Genomic DNA, 18,044 nt, shown 5'->3' with positions numbered 1-18,044 from the left:
GGGTTCTAGCCCCAAAGCGGCAGGCCGGACAAGGCCGCTGTTGCGATCACCAGATAGGCTGCGGCGCGGTACAGCCTTTCATGTTCGGGTCGGAACATCCAGCCCCCCAGCCAGTTACCAGCGATGTTGGGGATCGCCAGCGCGAGGCCCAATCCAATGCTTGCCAGCGAAAGACGCTCCATCCCGCCGAGGTATCCAAGGACCAGCAAATCGAAAACAAACAGGAACAGTAGGATCGTCGCGCGGATTATCTCAACCGGCAATGGGCGCGACATGTAGAACAGGATGACAGCTGGTCCCGGTATCCCGGCCACTCCACCGAGCAGCCCCGCTGCCCCGCCAATTGCCACAACCATGCGGCGCCGCACCGTCCCGCGATAGCGCAGACCAAATATCAGTACGACAAGCATCGACAACGAGATCACACTGACCAAATAGCGAAATACTTCGGGTTGCGTACGCGTGAGCAGCCATAAACCTACCGGCAGTACTAATGCGCATCCGAGTAGAAGGCGCCCCAAATCTCCTTTGTCGACGACAGACCATGCGCGGCGTAGGTTTGGGATGGGCCCGAATATATCCATAACTGTCAGCGCGATGATGGCACCGAAGGGGCCAAGATAGGGGCTGGCGATGGGCAGGAATATCAGGGCCGTGCCAAAGCCGGAGAAACCGCGCACGATGCCCCCAACAAAGGCAGCGAAAATGATAACGGCCAGACCAGTTGGGGTCTGACCGAAATACTCAGGCATCGATGTTGGCAAATTGGTTGCCCGCCGTATTCGACGGTTTCGACCAGTCGCGTTTGACCCCCAGCCACAGCAGGATGGTCGAGGCCACGAAGACCGACGAATAGGTCCCGACAATCACGCCCCAGATCATCGCGAAGACGAAGCCGCGGATCACATCCCCGCCCAAGACATAGAGTGAAATCAACGCCAGCAGCGTGGTCACCGAGGTCATCACCGTCCGGCTGAGCGTTTCATTGATCGAGATGTTCAAAACCTCTTTGAGGTCTTTCTTCTTGTATTTGCGAAGGTTTTCGCGAACGCGGTCAAAGACAACCACGGTGTCATTCAGCGAATAGCCGACAATGGTCAGGAGCGCCGCGATGATGGCCAGGTCAAAGCGAATTTGCAGTTCCGAGAAGATACCAATGGTCAGGATCACGTCATGCACCAGCGCGGCGACCGCACCCAGAGCAAACTGCCATTCGAACCGGAGCCAGATATAGACAAGCACCGCGCCGATGGCCAAGGCGACAGCAATCACTGCGGTCTGGATCAACTCGCCCGAGACCTTGGGGCCCACGGATTCGACCGAAACGAACTGAATGTCCGGCGCTGCAACAGTCAACGCTTCTTCAACGGCGGTCACGATTGCTGCAGACACAGCTTCGGCTCCATCCTGTGCCTGAATACGGATCATCGCGACGTTTTCATCCTCGCCAAATGTCGGATCGAAAATCTCCGTGATGGTCACGTCGCCAAGTTCCAGCGGCGCGATGGCGTCGCGATAGGCGCCCACGTCGATCTCTTGCGCGGATTGCGTGCGGATCGTGGTGCCCCCGCGGAAGTCGATGCCGAAGTTCAGCCCCTGCAGAAGGAACGAGGTAAACGCAATTACCATCATCAGGCCCGAAATACCCAGCCAGATCTTCCAGCGGCTGAAGAAATCGAACGAGGTGTTTTGCGGTACGAGTTTCAGTCTCATGTCAAACCTCGATCGTTTTCGGACGGCGGCGTTCGAACCAGATTACGATCATCAGGCGCGTTACAAAGATCGCGGTGAAGACCGAGGTCAGAATACCCAGACCAAGTGTAATGGAGAACCCGCGTACCGGCCCGCTACCCATGGCAAACAGAATGGTTGCGGTGATGAATGTCGTTACGTTCGCGTCCAGAATGGCCGAAAGCGCCTTTTCATAGCCCAGCTCGATTGCGCGCGCAGGGCCTTTGGCAGATTTCAGTTCTTCGCGAATGCGTTCAAAGATCAGCACATTGGCGTCCACAGCCATACCGACCGTCAGTACGATCCCAGCGATCCCTGGAAGGGTCAGCGTCGCACCGATCAAAGAGAGCAGTCCGAAGAGCAAGCCCACATTCAGGATCAGCGCAATATTGGCGAAGATGCCAAACAGGCCATAGCTGAGCGCCATGAACACCAATACCGCGACAAACGCCACGATTGTCGCGACTTTACCCGCATCGATGCTGTCTTGCCCCAGCTCCGGGCCGATGGTGCGCTCTTCAAGAAATTCCAGGCCCGCAGGCAAGGCCCCCGCACGCAGCAGGACCGCCAGATTGGTGCTTTCCTCCACCGTGAAGTTACCGGTGATGATGCCGGAACCACCAGGAATATGGCTTTGGATTACAGGGGCCGAGATCACTTCATCATCCAAGACAATGGCGAACGGCGCGCCGATATTTTCTAGCGTGTAGTCACCAAACTTGCGGGCACCAGAAGTATTGAAACGGAAGCTGACCGCAGGGCGTCCGTTCTGATCGAATGACGGTTGTGCGTCGACCAGCTCTTCCCCGGTTACCACCGGCGCTGATTCCAAGGTGTAATAAACCCCGTCCTCATCGATCGAAGGAACAACTTCTTCACCCACACCCGCGATGGCGTCAGGATCAGTACCGCGCCCCACCACGGGGTTGAACGTCAGCTGAGCCGTGGTGCCGATAATGTCTTTCAACTCACCTGCGCTACCGATGCCCGGCACCTGTATCAGTATCCGGTCAGCACCTTGGCGTTGGATTGTCGGTTCTCGCGTGCCGACTTCGTCGATGCGGCGACGAATAATCTCAAGCGCCTGACGCACCGTACGGTCATCCGAGGCAAGCTTTTCAGCCTCGGACAATTGTACGACAATGGTATCTCCTTCAGCGCGGGCTTCGATGTCAGTGGCCCCAACCCCGGTCAGTGTTTGCACCTGACGCGCCAGACCGCGCACGACTTCCAGCGCACGCGACATACCTTCGGGCTGACTAATGCGCACGCGAATCTCATCAGGGGCCGAGTCTTGTCGGCGAATGGTGCCTACCGTGGCGCGCTCATCGCGCAACGCATCGCGGATTTCGGGCCACATCGCCTCCATCCGAGATTCGTAGACGTCATCAACCTTAACTTCAGCCAGCAGATGCGCGCCGCCGCGCAAATCGAGACCCAGATTGACAAGTGATGAAGGCAGCCAGTTCGGCCATTGCGCCGCCTCCGCCTGCATCTCAGGTGTATCGATGCCAAGCTCAATTGCGGCTTTGGCATCATTCGATTGCTCAACGCGTGTATAGAACGCATTCGGCAGGGCCAACAGTAGGCCGATCACGCAGACCGACCATATCAGGACCCGTTTCCAGGAATCAATTTGCAGCATTACCCTGCCTTTTCAAGGATTTGACGCGCGAAGTTACTTCGCCGGTTCGGTCTTGTTCAGAACCTGAGCGATGGTCGATTTGACCACGCGAACCTTCACGCCTTCTGCAATCTCGACCTCAATCTCGTTATCGCCTTCCTTGACCTTGGACACCTTGCCGATCAGCCCACCTTGCGTGACAACCTGATCACCCCTGCGCACGGCTTCGACCATGGCCTGATGTTCCTTCATCTTCTTCTGCTGCGGGCGGATCAGCAGAAAATACATGATCCCGAAAATCAGGATCAGCGGGAGAAACTGGGCGATTGCGCCACCTTCCATGACATATTCCTTTGTTCTGGTAATGCAGAGGGCTCTCTGCAAAGTTGGCGCGAACCTATGCTTTGGTTCAGACGTTTGCAAGCAAACGCATCTGCAATTCACCTATCAAGTGCACAGGATTGATGCGGGACGTTGCAGATATGTTCTAGGCAGCCCCGGCAAGTCGGATATAGTTGTGGCCAGGGGGGCCCAATGATTCAATTAATCCAGACCTTTGGCAAGTTTATTCGCCTAATCCTTTTGACGGTTTCTCTTTGTCTCTTGGCACCACCACTTTGGTCACAGAACGTAATCGGAGAAGAACAAAACACAGAGGATTCTGAAACACAGACCTTTCAGGCTCCAGTTATCGTTGATGGCGATACCCTGTTTCATGTGCGCGGCTCCAGCGCTTTGCCCGCAAACGAGCGGGCGGAGGGTGTTCAGAACAAGATCATAGAAGTAGCCGAATCCTCGGATGCAAAGAAAGTTTCGATAACCTTCGAGGACTCTGAATTCGGGATCCGGATATTTGCCGATGGCATCCAGGTTTCGATCGTGACCGATGCGGATTCCGAACTTGAACAAATGGATCTGAATGTTCTCGGGTTATTGCACGGCCAAGCTATTGAACAGGCGATCGAAAACTACCGCGCCAATCGCACGGAACAAGCACGCGTTTCGGGTGCTATCGAGGCCCTGGCCTGGACGCTCGGCTTCGCGTTATTCGTTGTCATCATTCTCTGGTTACACCGACGCATCAGGCGGCGGACGCTTAAACTGGTTAAGCGCTATCTCAAAGACGTCGAAACTGCGACCGCCAAGAGCGTCCAGGCCGAGGCCATAGCGGCATTGATCCGGTATGCCCTGAATTTCGTATTGCTGGTGATCTTTTTCCTTGGCTTCTATTACTATCTCTCCTTCGTTCTGCTGGCCTTTGCCGAAACGCGATACTTTGCGCAATTGCTGCTGACCTACCTGACCGAGCCGGTCCTGCTGATCTTCAAGGGTATCCTCAGCTATTTCCCGAACCTGATCATGCTGGTGCTTATCACCTGGATAACGATGTATATCATCCGGGGAATGCGCGTGTTCTTTGACGCAGTCGAAGCGGGATCGTTCGATCTTGGCGATTTCGAGAAACACTGGATTGGCCCCACGTTTAACATCGCCCGGGTTGTTGTGATACTGATCGCACTGGTCTTTGCTGTCCCTTACATTCCCGGATCGGACTCTGCGGCCTTTCAGGGACTGACTATCCTTGTCGGCGCGATGCTGTCGTTGGGCGCGAACTCGGTGGTCTCGAATATGCTGGCGGGGCTTTTCGTGATTTATCGCCGCTCGACTTCGCTCGGGGACCGTATCCAGATCGGAGACCACATCGGAGATGTAGTGCAGATCAAGCTGATGGAGACACATCTGAAGTCGATCAAGAATGAGCTGATCTCGATCCCGAACGCGCAATTGATGAATTCGGACGTGGTGAACTTCTCAAAAAAAACCGATGGCAATGGGTTGCTGCTGCATACAACGGTTGGGATCGGATATGAAGAACCGCCCGAGAAGGTCGAAGCGATGCTGATCGAGGCCGCACATCGTACCAAGAGCATCAAAGCCAAACCCGAACCCTTTGTTTTGTGGACTGCTTTGGCGGATTACGCGATCAATTATCAGATCAACGGATATAGCACACGGGGCAGTATCATCCCGAAGATCCGCTCGGATTTGCATCGCAACATCGTTGCCGTGTTCAACGAAAACAACGTGCAAATCATGACACCTTCGTACATGGCTGATCCGCCCGAGCCGAAGATCCCAGCGGAAGAGTGGGATGGTCATCTAGCACATGAAACGCACGACGACGCGGATAAGTCGTAACCGGCGCTACACCCTTCCTTTCAGATGGTGCATAAGCGGTTTCAGTGATTCACGCATTTAAGGATCTGAACCATGCACGACATCCGCGCCATTCGCGAAAACCCAGCCGCCTTCGACGCCGCCCTTGCGCGCCGTGGGGACGCGCCGGTGTCGTCAGACCTGCTAAGGCTGGACGAAAGTCGCCGCGCCAAGATTCTGGCAGCCGAGACGGCTCAAGCCGAGCAAAACAAGGCCTCCAAAGAGGTTGGTGCCGCCAAGGGGCGCGGCGATGAGGCTGAATTCGAACGTCTGCGCGCGCTGGTGGCCGAGAAAAAGGCCGAAGTGGCCCAGATGCAGACCGAAGCCAAGGACCTGGACGCTCTGCTGACCGACCAGCTGATCCGTATCGCCAACCTGCCGGCAGAGGATGTGCCCGAAGGTGCGGATGAGAACGACAATGTCGAGATCAGCCGTTGGGGCACTCCGCGCGCCTTGGATTTTGCACCGAAAGAGCATTTTGAAATCGAAGCCGTCCAGAGCGGTATGGATTTCGAAACCGCTGCCAAGCTGTCCGGCTCTCGCTTTGTACTGCTCTCGGGCGGCGTCGCGCGCATCCATCGCGCTCTGGCGCAGTTGATGCTGGATACGCATATCAATGAGAATGAATTGACCGAGGTTAACGGCCCGGTTCTGGTTCTCTCGGAAATGATGCAAGGCACTGGCCAGCTACCGAAATTCGGCGAGGACAGCTATCAGACCCGCGAGGGCTGGTGGTTGATCCCAACCTCCGAAGTGTCGCTGACCAACATCGTCAACGACACGATGATCGAGGAAAGCTATCTGCCCCGCCGTTATACTGCGCATTCCCTCTGCTTCCGGTCCGAAGCGGGCTCGGCAGGCAGGGACACGCGCGGGATGCTGCGCCAGCACCAGTTCGAAAAGGTCGAGATGGTCTCGGTCACGCACCCGGACAAATCGGACGACGAGCAAAAGCGCATGCTGCGCTGCGCCGAAGGTATTCTGGAAAAACTGGGCATCCCCTATCGCACCGTCATTCTTTGCACGGGCGACATGGGCTTTGGCGCACGTCGCACCTATGACATCGAGGCTTGGCTACCCGGTCAGGACACCTATCGCGAGATCAGTTCGGTTTCGACCTGCGGTGATTTCCAGGCCCGCCGAATGAACGCACGCTTCCGGCCAGAAGCTGGCGGTAAACCGGAATATGTTCACACCTTGAACGGGTCTGGCCTGGCTGTCGGGCGCTGCCTGATCGCCGTGCTTGAGAATGGCCAGAACGCGGATGGCACGGTGACCCTGCCCGAAGCTTTGGGCCCCTATCTGGGCGGCAAGCTTACGCTACAGATCGACGGTACACTGGCATAACAAAACCGGCATCGATGATGCCGGTTCCCGATTGACAAGGCGAAGAAGAGTTACTTCTTCGCCTTTTTCTTATTGTTCTTCTTACCAGATTTTTTTTCAGACGTTTTGCCGGACTTTTTGTCAGACTTCTTCTTAGCGTCCTTCTTCTTGTTGTCCTTTTTGGGCTTTTTGTCTTTCTTGCCCTTCTTGGACTTTTCCTTGACCTTTTCCTTGGCTTTGGAAAATGCTGCTTCCATTTCGGATTTCTTCTTCGCAGCCTTCTCAGCCTTGGCTTTGGCCTTTGCCTTTTTCTTCGCCTTGGCCTCGGCAGCGACTCTCTCCGCCGCAAGGCGTTCTTCTGTGGCTTTTCGCTCGGCCTCGGCCTTGTTCGCGGCGGCATTGCTTTTTGCAGTTGCCCGACGTACCGCAGATTGCTTTGCTGCTGGCTTTTGCTTGGTTGGGCGGCGTGCTGGTGCACGAACCGCGGTCTTGGGTTTGGCACCTGCAACAGCCTTCGCCGCTGCGATCAACTTGGCTGCGCGGGCAATACCGACGCGCGGAATACCAAGCACGTCTTCAGGTTTGGCCTTTGCTAAGGCTTCTGCTGTTTTGAAGCCCTTTGAATTCAGCGCCCGCTCCAGCGTTGGCCCTACCCCACTCACGTCGGTAACTGCGGTCATGTCGGTTCCTTTCGTTGTCTCCCCTTGGCAACGTAAATGTTTTGGCATTGACGAAAAAGTAGAGAGAGCGACAGCATTTGTAACGTTAACCGCTTTCGGCCAGCCGGTGCTGCTCGGTTCTGTTGGGGAATGGGACAAGGCGTTTGGCTTCCTCATCCCAAAGCTTCAGGTTCAGTGCCGCCACTGCTTCGGGAAATTTGATCCGACGCGGCGTGTATTCCGGGGGTAAGTTATAGTGGCACGCGCGCAGACGATAGGACGGAATGCGCGCATTGAAGTGGTGAATGTCGTGCAGGGTGATGCAAGCCACGGCATTGTCAAACCACCAACCGAAATCCAATGCCGATGATCCTTCCAGTGCTGCTAGCTTGGGGTCCAACTCAGGACGTCGGTCCCAATAGGTGTCTTCGAAATTATGCTGCAGATACACTAGAAACACACCAAGCATGCCCCCGAGCAGAGAAAAGACCAACCAGACTAAAATACCGGTGGCGCCTGCAATCAGGTAAAGCAGTCCCAGAAACACGATAATTGAGAGGTTATGCAGCAGCACACCCATCACCCCAAACCGAACAGTATTCTTGGGCCAGCGATAGCGAATGAAGTAGGTGAACAAAGCACCAATCGGCACAAGAATGAACGGGTTCCGGTAAAGCCTATAAAACAGACGCGTTTTCCAATCGGCTTCGTTCCATTCACGCAGCGTCATTGTGTGAATTTCACCTGTCTCGCGGTGTTCGAGGTTTCCGATCCCAGCATGGTGCAGATTATGGTTCTGCTTCATCACTTCGAACGGGGCGAAGGTAAATGGCGACAATCCGTGGCCAGCCCATTCGTTTTGCAGACGGGTTTCAAACAGCGAATGGTGACCGCAATCATGCTGCAGCACGTATAGACGGACTGCAGAAAAGGCAAAAACGATCCCTGCCGGAATCATGACATACCACTGGTCAACATACGTGATCGCCAAAGCCAGCGATGCGAAATACACCGCAAATGTTCCGAAATAGCTAAGGGCGGCAAGCGTATTGTCCTGTACCGCGTATTGTCTTGTATATTCTCTCAGATCCATCACGCCCGCTCCCCAGGGTGCTCCGACCAATCTCAAACTCAAATTACGTGCGGCAAACCCGCAATCAAGCAGCACGTGCAAATACAAATGCACGCACTTGAATGCTAGCGCGCGGAAACGGGGCTGTCACGCCCCCTCACTGAAAATGCTGAAAATTAGCGCGGTTACGCGCGTCCCTTGAGATGCTTGGCCAAGGCGCCTGCGTTCTTCTTGCGACGGCCCTTGTAGGGGTTCTTGTCGCCCTGCCCACGCAAAGTCAGACGGATCGGGGTGCCCGGCATGTCAAAATCCTCGCGCAACCCATTGACCAGATAGCGGTTGTAGCTTGCGGGCATCTTGTCGGGATGCGAGCACATCACAACGAACCCCGGTGGGCGCGTTTTCGCTTGAGTCATATAACGCAGCTTAATCCGACGACCCTGCGGCGCTGGAGGCGGGTGCTGTTCCAGCATGGCGGTCAGCCAACGGTTCAACGCTGCGGTCGGCACGCGTCGGTTCCAAACGTCATGAGCGCGTAGGATCGCGGCGCGTAAACGCTCCAGCCCCCTACCTGTTTTGGCCGATACCGTGATCAGAGGCGCACCACGCAGTTGTGGCAACAAACGGTCAAACGACTCTTTCAGGTCACGAAGTTTTTCTTGCTTGTTGTCCTCGATGTCCCACTTGTTCACGGCGACGACCACGGCGCGGCCTTCGCGTTCAGCCAGATCGGCGATCCGCAGATCCTGCTGTTCGAACGGGATGGCCGCGTCCAACAGAACCACGACGACTTCGGCAAACTTGACCGCCCTCAGACCATCCGAGACCGAGAGCTTCTCCAACTTCTCCTGCACCTTGGCCTTCTTGCGCATCCCTGCTGTGTCGAAGATCCGCATCGGTGTGCTGTCGCCATCAGGGTCAGCCCAATCGATCCGCAAGCTGATAGCGTCACGGGTAATCCCGGCCTCGGGGCCGGTCAGCAGACGATCTTCCCCGATGATCTTGTTGATCAAAGTGGATTTACCGGCATTTGGCCGCCCAACCACAGCCACCTGCAGAGGTTTATCAGCCGTGATCAAAAGGGCTTCACCCTCGCCATCCTCGTCCAGTTCGATATCAATTTCGGGGCTGTCGTCCTGTGCCTTTTCCGCTGCCGCATCCGCCAGTGGCATAAGTTGGGCATAGAGATCAGTCATCCCCTCGCCATGCTCGCCAGACAGGCGCACCGGTTCGCCAAGACCAAGGTTGTAAGCCTCAAGCACACCCGCATCGGCCGCGTTGCCTTCGGCCTTATTGGCGGCAAGGATCACATGCTTGGATTTTTTGCGCAGGATATCAGCAAACATTTCATCGGTCGGCGTAAGCCCTACCCGCGCGTCGATCATGAACAAGCAAACATCAGCCATGTCCACAGCACGCTCGGTCAGTCGCCGCATCCGGCCCTGCAGGCTGTCATCGGTCGCGTCCTCAAGACCCGCCGTATCGATCACGGTAAAGCGCAGATCTCCCAAACGGCCCTCGCCTTCGCGCAAATCACGCGTCACGCCGGGCTGGTCGTCAACCAAAGCCAGACGTTTGCCCACGAGGCGATTGAACAGGGTGGATTTGCCCACATTCGGGCGCCCCACAATGGCGAGGGTCAGCGACATGTTCTCATCTTTCAAGACTCAAGAAGCGCCCTTTAGCGCATCTTGTCGTCAACGGAAAGCGTGCAATTCGCCCTTGGTCGAAACGACATAGAGCGTCTGACCCGCCACAACCGGCGCAGTGGTCGCGCCGCCCGGCACTTCGATCTGATGGACCAACGCGCCGTCAACTGGATTGAAGAAGCGTAGATACCCATCGTTCGAAGCTACAACCAGCCGCCCTCCGGCCATGATCGGGCCGTAGTGAGCAAAGATCGGACCCCGACGGCCCGGCTTGTTCTTGACGAATCCGGGCAGATCGATTGCCCAGACAATCGAGCCATCCGCTGCGTCCAGACGCACCAGTTGGCTGCGATCGCTGATCAGGAAAACACTGTTTCCTGCAGGCCAGACCGTATCAACCGCACCTTCCAGAGCGGTCCAGTTCCGCTCGCCCGAACCGGTATCAAAGGAAACCGTACGACCCGAGTGGTTGCCGATCAGGATCGAATTGCCGGACACCATAGGCCCGGCTGTCACGTCTACGATCTGAGCCGCCGCGCGACCCCGGCGGCCACCCGCTACAGATGCGTTCCATCGCAAGATGCCTCCCCGGCGAAAAGTCGCAGCGATGTCCCCCGATCCAAACGCAAAGACCGACAGGTCAGAGGCGATGACCGGCGCTGGTGCACCCAAAACGTTCCCGACGCTCGGAGTGCCGTCAATTTGCCAGATGATCCGGCCGTCCTTTGTGTTCACCGCCCAGCCGGTCTCGTCCCCGGCTACCAGATATAGAATCCCGCCACTGACCAAAGGCGCGCCGCTGCCGGTTGCATTCAAACGCTTTTGCCACTTTTGAGCGCCTGTTTTAGCATCTAATGCGGTCAAACGACCAAAACCCGATGAGACGTACAATACACCATCGGCGTAAGCGAGCCCGCCCCCCGTGGCATCGACGTCTTTTTCATTCGGTGGAATCAGATTGGTGCTCCAGGCAACTTGCCCCTGTGGCGTCACCGCCGAAACAGTCGCACCGGAATCGAGCGTATAAATCAAACCACCAGCAACAACCGGGTCTGCGGTAATCCGCTGTTTCCGGCGGTCACCGGAACCAATGTTGGCTGACCAGATACGCTGTGGCGTGGGGTTCAATGCGGCATTTGTAGTGCGGAATGCAGGGGTGCCCGGGCTTTGCGACCAGTTCGCGTTCCGGCTTTGGGCCGGAATGCTAATTGGCTTGGCGCCACGTGTTTCCACGGTTTCGTTGTCATCGGCGGCGCGAATATCCTCACGCTCACCGGGCAGAATAATCTCGGGTTCCTGACATGCGCTCAGCGCAGTCAAGGAAACTGCTGCGGCGACCAATCCAAAGCGTGAGAAATAACGTGTTACCATATTCGACAAACTCGCCTGTGATGTTCCGTTTCGCTGCCGGGTCAACCCTGCTGGGTTGCGACAGGCTCGGGCACACCCCCAAGCGCAATGATCAGTTGGGCTGCGCGTTGCTGTAGATCGGCGCTGGCTTCGGCGTCCTGGCGCAAAGCCTGCAAGCGATCCAACGCAGCCTGTGTACTTCCCTCGGTCACATCAATCAGGGCCAGTTGCTCCTCGGCAAGCAAGCGCAAAGGCGCACCGGGTATCGCAAGCGCCTCGAATTGTTGACGGCGATCTGCGACGGGCATCGTGTCGGCTTGCAGCAGCAAAGCCTTGAAACTTGCAATCGCCCGGTAGATTTCTGGCAAATCCCCTTGTGTAGCGATCGCGTTCAGGCTGTTCACAGCATCCTGTTGCGATCCTGCATCGGCCTGCGATGCAGCCAATAACATATTCAGAACCGCGTCACCTCCGGCAGATGAGGCATCGACCGCTCGCAGGCTGGCTGCGCGTTCATCGGATGCGTTCTGAGACAAAGCAGACAGAATCGCATCACCCAGAGCTTCGGCCTGATTTGTATCGCGCGCCTTACGGTATTCGTTGAATGCCGCGCCACCTACAATGGCAACGACTGCGACAACACCCACCCAACCCCATCGGCGCAATAGCAGGTACATGCGATCGCGGCGCACCTCTTCGGTGACCTCATCAATAAAACTGTCGACGTCGCTCATCCCTGCCCCCAGGCTTAAGTGTCCGGTTTTCTAGCGCCATGTCATACCGCGCCGTTCAGGCCAAGCCAAGTGCTCGAATCCACACATTTGCCCGCATCCGCGTGGCCCTTGCGAAAAAAACTAAACCGAACTATTCAGTTCAGTATGGAAAAGCCGTTTCTATTACCCCATTTCAAGTGATAGAGGCGAAAGCCAGCCGCGCGAACAGATCTGGAGATTGTACCGCATGCGATTGATTTCATTCGTTAACGCTGTTTTGGTTATTATTGCGTTGTATTTTCTTGTATTCGAACGCGACACGCTTTTTGCGTTCGCTGGTCGCGGGGATGAGCCTGCTGAAGCCGCAACTGAGGTTTCGGAATCAGTGCCTGCTCCGGATGCGATAGGTGTTGTCGTGGTGCGTTCGACTGCGCGCGAAATTGGCAGTGCGGTCCAGTTGCGCGGTCAAACCAAGGCAAATCGCCAGGTCGAGGTACTGGCTGAGACGACCTCGACCGTCGTGTCAGAGCCAAAGCGCAAAGGCGCGTTTGTCGAAGCGGGTGATCTACTGTGTGAGCTGGATCCTGGCACCCGCCCCGCAAGTCTGGCCGAAGCGATGGCTGCAAAGCTTGAGGCCGAAAGCCGTGTCCCCGAAGCCGAAGCACGTATCGAAGAGGCTCATGCTCGTCTGGCCGAGGCTGAAATCAATCTGAAAGCAGCACGCAAGCTGTCTGAAACCGGGTTCGGTTCAGAAACGCGCCGCATCTCGAGCGAGGCCGAAATGAGTACCGCCGAGGCTGGCATCAAATCCGCTGAGGCTGGTCTGGAATCAACGCAAGCGGGCATTGAAGCCGCCACTGCAGCGGTTGCAGCCGCCCAACGCGAGATAGATCGCCTCACTATCGAGGCACCGTTCAAGGGGCTGCTGGAAAGCGATACCGCGGAATTGGGCAGTCTGATGCAGCCCGGTTCGCTGTGTGCAACTGTTATCCAGCTAGACCCAATCAAGTTGGTGGCTTTTGTGCCTGAAACCGAAGTGAACCGGATTATCGTCGGTTCGATGGCGTCTGCACAACTGGTCACAGGCTTGCAGGTCGAAGGGCGCGTCACCTTCCTCAGCCGATCAGCTGACGAAACCACACGTACGTTCGAAGTAGAAATCACCGTTCCCAACCCGGAACTTCTGATCCGTGATGGCCAGACCGCCAATATCCAAATCGCTGCCGAGGGCGTCAAAGCACATCTGCTGCCGCAATCCGCGTTGACCCTGAACAATGAGGGCGAACTTGGTGTACGCACCGTTGTCACTGAAAACGTTGTCGATTTCGTTCCAATCCGCCTGTTGCGCGACACTGCCGAGGGTGTTTGGGTTGGCGGCCTGCCAGAAACCGCTGATATTATCGTGATCGGTCAGGAATTCGTGACACGCGGCGTAACCGTTGCGCCGACCTACAGGGAAGCATCGCAATGACGGGTATCGTCAGTTGGGCCGCAAGCCGAGCCAGAATGGTTCTGGCTTTCATCGCGATCTCGCTGGTTATCGGCGGATATGCTTATGTAGGGCTGCCGAAAGAGGGTGAGCCGGATATCGATATCCCGATGCTATTTGTATCGGTCCAGTTTCCGGGCATCTCGGCGGAAGATAGCGAGAGCCTACTGATCAAGCCGATGGAAACCGAGATGGCCGATCTCGACGGGCTAGATTCGATGACCGCCACTGCTGCTGAAAGCTACGCGGGCGTTCTGCTGGAATTCGAGTTCGGTTGGGACAAATCCGCCACCATCGCCGATGTGCGCGACGCCATGAACAGCGCTCAGGCCGATTTCCCCGATGGGGCCGAGCAGTATACGATTACCGAGGTCAACTTCTCTGAATTTCCTATCGTCATTGTCAACCTGACTGGTCCGGTCCCGGAGCGCACGATGGCGCGCGTTGCCAAAGACCTGCAGGACGAGCTTGAGGCGTTGGATGCGGTGCTTGAGGCCGGTATCGCCGGAAACCGCGATGAAATGCTTGAGGTCGTGATCGACCCGCTCCGGCTTGAGGCCTACAATGTCACGGCCGCTGAACTGATCAACGTTGTGCAGAACAACAACCAACTGATCGCGGCGGGTGAGGTTGAAACCGAGCAGGGCACGTTCTCGGTCAAGATCCCGTCGTCATTCAAGACCGCGCAGGACGTCTATGGCCTGCCCGTCAAGGTCAATGGTGACCGCGTCGTCACCCTGGGTGAACTGGCCGAGATTAACTATACTTTTGAGGACCGCGCTGGCACGGCCCGGTTCAACGGAGAATCCACCGTCGCACTGCAGGTCGTCAAGCGCAAGGGCTTCAATCTGATCGACACCGTTGCGCTGATCAAATCCACCGTCGCAGCGGCTCAGACCAATTGGCCAACCGAGTTGCAGGCCGCAGTTGATGTAGGCACCTCGAACGACCAAAGCCGCATCGTCGATTCGATGGTGCGTCAGCTTGAGGGGTCGGTCCTGACCGCGGTTGCACTTGTGATGATCGTGGTTCTGGCTTCGTTGGGAACACGCGCCGCATTGCTGGTGGGTTTTGCAATCCCGACCTCGTTCCTGTTGTGCTTCGCCTTTCTGGCGATGATCGGGGTCACAATCTCGAATATGGTAATGTTCGGCCTGATCCTTGCAGTGGGTATGCTTGTTGATGGTGCCATCGTTGTGGTGGAATATGCCGACAAGCGCATCAAAGAAGGCGTCGGCCCGATGCACGCCTATGTCGAGGCGGCGCAGCGGATGTTCTGGCCGATTGTCTCATCAACCGCCACGACCTTGTGCGCCTTCCTGCCGATGCTGTTCTGGCCCGGTATTCCCGGCGAATTCATGAAGATGCTGCCGATCACGCTGATCTTCGTTCTGTCTGCTTCGCTGATCGTTGCACTGATCTACCTGCCGGTTGTGGGTGGTGTCTCGGGCCGTATGAGCCGCAGCTTCGAGCGCAGTTCGAACTGGCTGCGGGCACGCGCACCATGGTGGGTGCGGGCGCTACTGGTGCCGCCTTCACTATATATGATCTTCCTCGGCGCAATGCAGGTCTTGAACCCCAACTATCTGCTGCCCGGCGGTTCACTCGCTGGTGTGCTGTTGTTCCTGTTCGGCGCATTCGCCGGGTCGGTCACGCTGAGCGCAGCCAAGATCGAACGGGCCCCGGATGAACATGTGCATACCACAAAAGAGCACACGCCCTTTGGTTACGTGACTAAGTTCCTGGTCGGCAATCCGGTCATGCCGGTGGTATCAATCGCCGTAGTCTTTGCGGCGGTATTCTGGGTCGCGTTCATCCTGTTCCCGCAGAACTCGCGCGGTGTCGAATTCTTCGTCGAGAGCGAACCGGAACAGGCTACAGCCTATGTTCGGGCGCGTGGCAACCTGTCTCTGGCTGAAAAAGACGAGATGGTTCTTCAGGCCGAACGCGTCATCAGTGAACATCCGGCAGTGATCAACGTATTTGCCTTTGCGGGCGAAGGCGGTCTGAATCAGAACAATGGCGGAGCAGAAGCCCCAGCCGACACTATTGGCCGTGTGCAGTTCGAGCTCATTCCTTGGGAAGATCGCCCAATCAGCTCTGAGCAGATTACCGGTTGGTTCTGGGGACCGATTGCTGGTCTGCTCGGCTTTGCAAAGGAGGAAGTTGCAGCCGAATATGACGGCAATTTTGTTCTGGAAGAACTCACCGCAGAGTTAGCAACTCTTCCCGGCTTCATCGTTGATATTCAGGCGCTGGAGCAAGGTCCCGCCTCGGCCAAGCCCGTTCATCTGCGGATCAAGGGCGATAGCTGGGAAGAATTGACCGCGGCCACGCTCACAGCGCGCGAGGCGTTTGATACCACCCCCGGCCTGATCAAGATCGAGGACACCCTGCCCCTACCCGGCATCGACTGGCAGATCGACGTGGACGTTGCCAAGGCGGGCCGGTTCGGCGCTGACGTCGCAACCGTAGGCGCGATGGTACAGCTTGTTACACGCGGTATCCTGCTTGGTGAGATGCGTCCGGATTCGACCGATGAAGAAGTTGAAATCCGTGTCCGCCTGCCCGATCAGGATCGTGTCTTGTCAACGCTGGATACGCTGAAAGTTCGCACCCCGGACGGGTTGGTCCCCTTGTCGAACTTTGTAACCCGCAAACCGGTGGCCAAGCTGGCCGAGATCAATCGCGTGGACCAGCAGCGCTACTACGACGTCAAGGCAGATGTCGAACCGGGGCTGAGCAAGATCGTGACCACTGGCCCGGACGGCGCAGAACTGCGTCTGGCCACAGTGCGAGCGATTGGCGAAGGTTCCACACCAACCGGCACCACGATCACCAATATGGACGGAGCCGAGTTCGAACTCGTGAAGCTGACGGGCGCCGAGAATGTGGGCGAAGTGCGGGCCGCCATCGAAAGCGGTGACGCTCGGTTTGCCCTGATCAATCCGAACGAAAGGATTGCTGTGCTGACCGAATGGCTGCAGACCGACCCGTTCGGCCGCACCATCGCGTGGGAGTGGACCGGCGATCAGGAAGATCAGGCTGAAAGCCAGGCTTTCCTGTCCAGCGCATTCCTTGCCGCTCTAGGCCTGATGTTCGTGATCCTGCTGGCGCAGTTCAACTCGTTCTACAACTCGGTGCTGGTGCTGCTGGCCGTGGTTCTGTCTACCACCGGCGTGTTGCTGGGCATGATGGTCATGCAACAACCGTTCTCGATCATCATGACCGGGACCGGGATCGTCGCCTTGGCTGGTATCGTTGTGAACAACAACATCGTTCTGATTGACACCTATCAGGAATACAGCGGTTACATGTCGCGTATCGATGCCATCGTCCGCACGGCCGAGGCGCGTATCCGTCCGGTTCTGTTGACCACGTTGACGACCATGGCGGGTCTGACCCCAATGATGTTCGGCCTATCGCTGGATTTCATCGGTGGCGGATATTCGATCGATAGCCCTACGGCTCTGTGGTGGAAACAGCTGGCGACGGCGGTGGTCTTTGGCCTCGGCACGGCCACGGTGCTGACGCTGATCGTCACGCCTTCATTCCTGGCGCTACGGGTGTGGGTCACAACCTATGCGGTATGGCTGGGTAAGGCGCTGGCGCGCGCCACGGCGGGACGGTCCAGCCAGATCGCGCAGGACATGGCAATCGGCCAAAGCGCGCGAGATGTGCAAGCAGCCGAGATGATCTGGACCGATGAACCGGACCGAGTTGCCCCTGATCAGAGCGCTCTGGACGACCGGCCAGATCATCCACCAACAACCCCGCTGAAGGCGGCGGAATAAAAAAAAGGCGAGCCCTCGGGCTCGCCTTTTCGTTTCTGGCAGAAGTGTTATTCGACGAACGCGTATTCGCCCAGTTCGCACAGGTTCAGACCATAATCTTCAATCGATTCTCCGTCGCTGAAAACACCGCGGATGTCATAGACACAGGTGGTTAGCCCGTCCGCGATGAGGACGCCCACTTCGTAATCCGCACCCAGATAACCACCCTCAAGCAGATTGCCTTCCCAGCTGCCGGACGAGGTCGGAGACACGTTGAACTCAACCAGATCATAGCTGGTTTCGTTGATGATCAAGAATTCCAGATCCTCAGCTGCTGCCGAAGTCGCCATCATTAGTGTTGCAGCCAACACCGCCGCCGCTCGCATTTTCATAAGGTTATTCCTTGTCTTTGTTTCGGCGCGCACAGTGTCGCGGCGGCGG

Annotated in this window: 14 protein-coding genes; 4 read left to right on the top strand and 10 right to left on the bottom strand. The window is 56.9% G+C overall.

Going from position 1 to position 18,044, the window contains the following annotated elements:
• Positions 1-5: 5 nt before the first annotated feature.
• Genes ACR0MQ_RS06105 through yajC form a run of 4 tightly spaced genes read right to left on the bottom strand, consistent with a single transcriptional unit; the run spans position 6 to position 3,697 of the window.
• On the bottom strand, positions 6-752 hold the full coding sequence (locus ACR0MQ_RS06105; RefSeq protein ID WP_170773142.1) for a sulfite exporter TauE/SafE family protein: 747 nt from the start codon (positions 750-752) through the stop codon (positions 6-8).
• Positions 745-1,713, bottom strand: coding sequence for a protein translocase subunit SecF (secF, locus tag ACR0MQ_RS06100; RefSeq protein ID WP_010442044.1), 969 nt, complete (start codon positions 1,711-1,713; stop codon positions 745-747). Before secF ends, ACR0MQ_RS06105 begins: the two co-directional genes overlap by 8 nt.
• Before the next feature lies 1 nt (position 1,714).
• On the bottom strand, positions 1,715-3,376 hold the full coding sequence (secD, locus tag ACR0MQ_RS06095) for a protein translocase subunit SecD (RefSeq protein WP_010442043.1): 1,662 nt from the start codon (positions 3,374-3,376) through the stop codon (positions 1,715-1,717).
• A gap of 33 nt (positions 3,377-3,409) precedes the next feature.
• Entirely contained in the window at positions 3,410-3,697 is a 288-nt protein-coding gene (gene yajC, locus ACR0MQ_RS06090) for a preprotein translocase subunit YajC (RefSeq protein ID WP_010442042.1), read from the bottom strand.
• A gap of 192 nt (positions 3,698-3,889) precedes the next feature.
• Here yajC and ACR0MQ_RS06085 point away from each other — a divergent pair, with 192 nt between their 5' ends.
• Both ACR0MQ_RS06085 and serS read left to right on the top strand, forming a co-directional pair.
• Positions 3,890-5,554 carry a mechanosensitive ion channel family protein gene (locus ACR0MQ_RS06085; protein ID WP_480455752.1) on the top strand — a complete coding sequence of 555 codons (1,665 nt, stop codon included), beginning with the start codon at positions 3,890-3,892 and terminating at the stop codon, positions 5,552-5,554.
• A gap of 72 nt (positions 5,555-5,626) precedes the next feature.
• Positions 5,627-6,919, top strand: a complete 1,293-nt coding sequence (gene serS, locus ACR0MQ_RS06080) for a serine--tRNA ligase (RefSeq protein ID WP_170773136.1) — start codon at positions 5,627-5,629, stop codon at positions 6,917-6,919.
• Positions 6,920-6,969: 50 nt separating this feature from the next.
• On the opposite strand, the gene ACR0MQ_RS06075 is transcribed toward serS, so the two are convergent.
• The 5 genes from ACR0MQ_RS06075 to ACR0MQ_RS06055 all read right to left on the bottom strand — a co-directional run bounded on the left by ACR0MQ_RS06075 (position 6,970) and on the right by ACR0MQ_RS06055 (position 12,362).
• A complete protein-coding gene (locus tag ACR0MQ_RS06075; protein ID WP_480606666.1) occupies positions 6,970-7,716 on the bottom strand; it encodes a helix-hairpin-helix domain-containing protein in 747 nt (248 codons plus the stop codon).
• Positions 7,664-8,650, bottom strand: a complete 987-nt coding sequence (locus tag ACR0MQ_RS06070) for a fatty acid desaturase (protein WP_480606663.1) — start codon at positions 8,648-8,650, stop codon at positions 7,664-7,666. Before ACR0MQ_RS06070 ends, ACR0MQ_RS06075 begins: the two co-directional genes overlap by 53 nt.
• A gap of 164 nt (positions 8,651-8,814) precedes the next feature.
• Positions 8,815-10,278: a ribosome biogenesis GTPase Der gene (gene der, locus ACR0MQ_RS06065; protein WP_170776982.1), complete on the bottom strand. Its 1,464-nt coding sequence runs from the start codon at positions 10,276-10,278 to the stop codon at positions 8,815-8,817.
• A gap of 48 nt (positions 10,279-10,326) precedes the next feature.
• Entirely contained in the window at positions 10,327-11,649 is a 1,323-nt protein-coding gene (locus ACR0MQ_RS06060) for a PQQ-like beta-propeller repeat protein (RefSeq protein WP_480606660.1), read from the bottom strand.
• 41 nt (positions 11,650-11,690) lie between these two features.
• Entirely contained in the window at positions 11,691-12,362 is a 672-nt protein-coding gene (locus ACR0MQ_RS06055; RefSeq protein ID WP_170540696.1) for a hypothetical protein, read from the bottom strand.
• Between the two features lie 226 nt (positions 12,363-12,588).
• On the opposite strand from ACR0MQ_RS06055, the gene ACR0MQ_RS06050 reads away from it, so the two are divergent.
• Both ACR0MQ_RS06050 and ACR0MQ_RS06045 read left to right on the top strand, forming a co-directional pair.
• Positions 12,589-13,812, top strand: coding sequence for an efflux RND transporter periplasmic adaptor subunit (locus ACR0MQ_RS06050; protein WP_170773129.1), 1,224 nt, complete (start codon positions 12,589-12,591; stop codon positions 13,810-13,812).
• On the top strand, positions 13,809-17,624 hold the full coding sequence (locus ACR0MQ_RS06045) for an efflux RND transporter permease subunit (protein ID WP_170773126.1): 3,816 nt from the start codon (positions 13,809-13,811) through the stop codon (positions 17,622-17,624). Before ACR0MQ_RS06050 ends, ACR0MQ_RS06045 begins: the two co-directional genes overlap by 4 nt.
• Before the next feature lie 47 nt (positions 17,625-17,671).
• Here the strand turns inward: ACR0MQ_RS06045 and ACR0MQ_RS06040 are convergent, their stop codons facing one another.
• Complete coding sequence (locus ACR0MQ_RS06040; RefSeq protein WP_480606657.1) at positions 17,672-17,995, bottom strand: hypothetical protein; 324 nt, start codon at positions 17,993-17,995, stop codon at positions 17,672-17,674.
• Positions 17,996-18,044: the final 49 nt, after the last annotated feature.

The organism is Ruegeria sp. AN6 (assembly GCF_056540425.1).
Note: the sequence above shows the minus strand (reverse complement) of the source record. Positions and strands in the feature narration are given on the sequence as shown.

Bases quoted from the DNA above. Each gene is read 5' to 3' on its own strand.
- yajC (WP_010442042.1), bottom strand. From the start codon at position 3,697: ATGGAAGGTGGCGCAATCGCCCAGTTTCTCCCGCTGATCCTGATTTTC.
- secD (WP_010442043.1), bottom strand. From the start codon at position 3,376: ATGCTGCAAATTGATTCCTGGAAACGGGTCCTGATATGGTCGGTCTGC.
- ACR0MQ_RS06055 (WP_170540696.1), bottom strand. From the start codon at position 12,362: ATGAGCGACGTCGACAGTTTTATTGATGAGGTCACCGAAGAGGTGCGC.
- ACR0MQ_RS06050 (WP_170773129.1), top strand. From the start codon at position 12,589: ATGCGATTGATTTCATTCGTTAACGCTGTTTTGGTTATTATTGCGTTG.
- serS (WP_170773136.1), top strand. From the start codon at position 5,627: ATGCACGACATCCGCGCCATTCGCGAAAACCCAGCCGCCTTCGACGCC.
- ACR0MQ_RS06060 (WP_480606660.1), bottom strand. From the start codon at position 11,649: ATGGTAACACGTTATTTCTCACGCTTTGGATTGGTCGCCGCAGCAGTT.
- ACR0MQ_RS06105 (WP_170773142.1), bottom strand. From the start codon at position 752: ATGCCTGAGTATTTCGGTCAGACCCCAACTGGTCTGGCCGTTATCATT.
- ACR0MQ_RS06085 (WP_480455752.1), top strand. From the start codon at position 3,890: ATGATTCAATTAATCCAGACCTTTGGCAAGTTTATTCGCCTAATCCTT.
- der (WP_170776982.1), bottom strand. From the start codon at position 10,278: ATGTCGCTGACCCTCGCCATTGTGGGGCGCCCGAATGTGGGCAAATCC.
- secF (WP_010442044.1), bottom strand. From the start codon at position 1,713: ATGAGACTGAAACTCGTACCGCAAAACACCTCGTTCGATTTCTTCAGC.
- ACR0MQ_RS06070 (WP_480606663.1), bottom strand. From the start codon at position 8,650: ATGGATCTGAGAGAATATACAAGACAATACGCGGTACAGGACAATACG.
- ACR0MQ_RS06040 (WP_480606657.1), bottom strand. From the start codon at position 17,995: ATGAAAATGCGAGCGGCGGCGGTGTTGGCTGCAACACTAATGATGGCG.
- ACR0MQ_RS06045 (WP_170773126.1), top strand. From the start codon at position 13,809: ATGACGGGTATCGTCAGTTGGGCCGCAAGCCGAGCCAGAATGGTTCTG.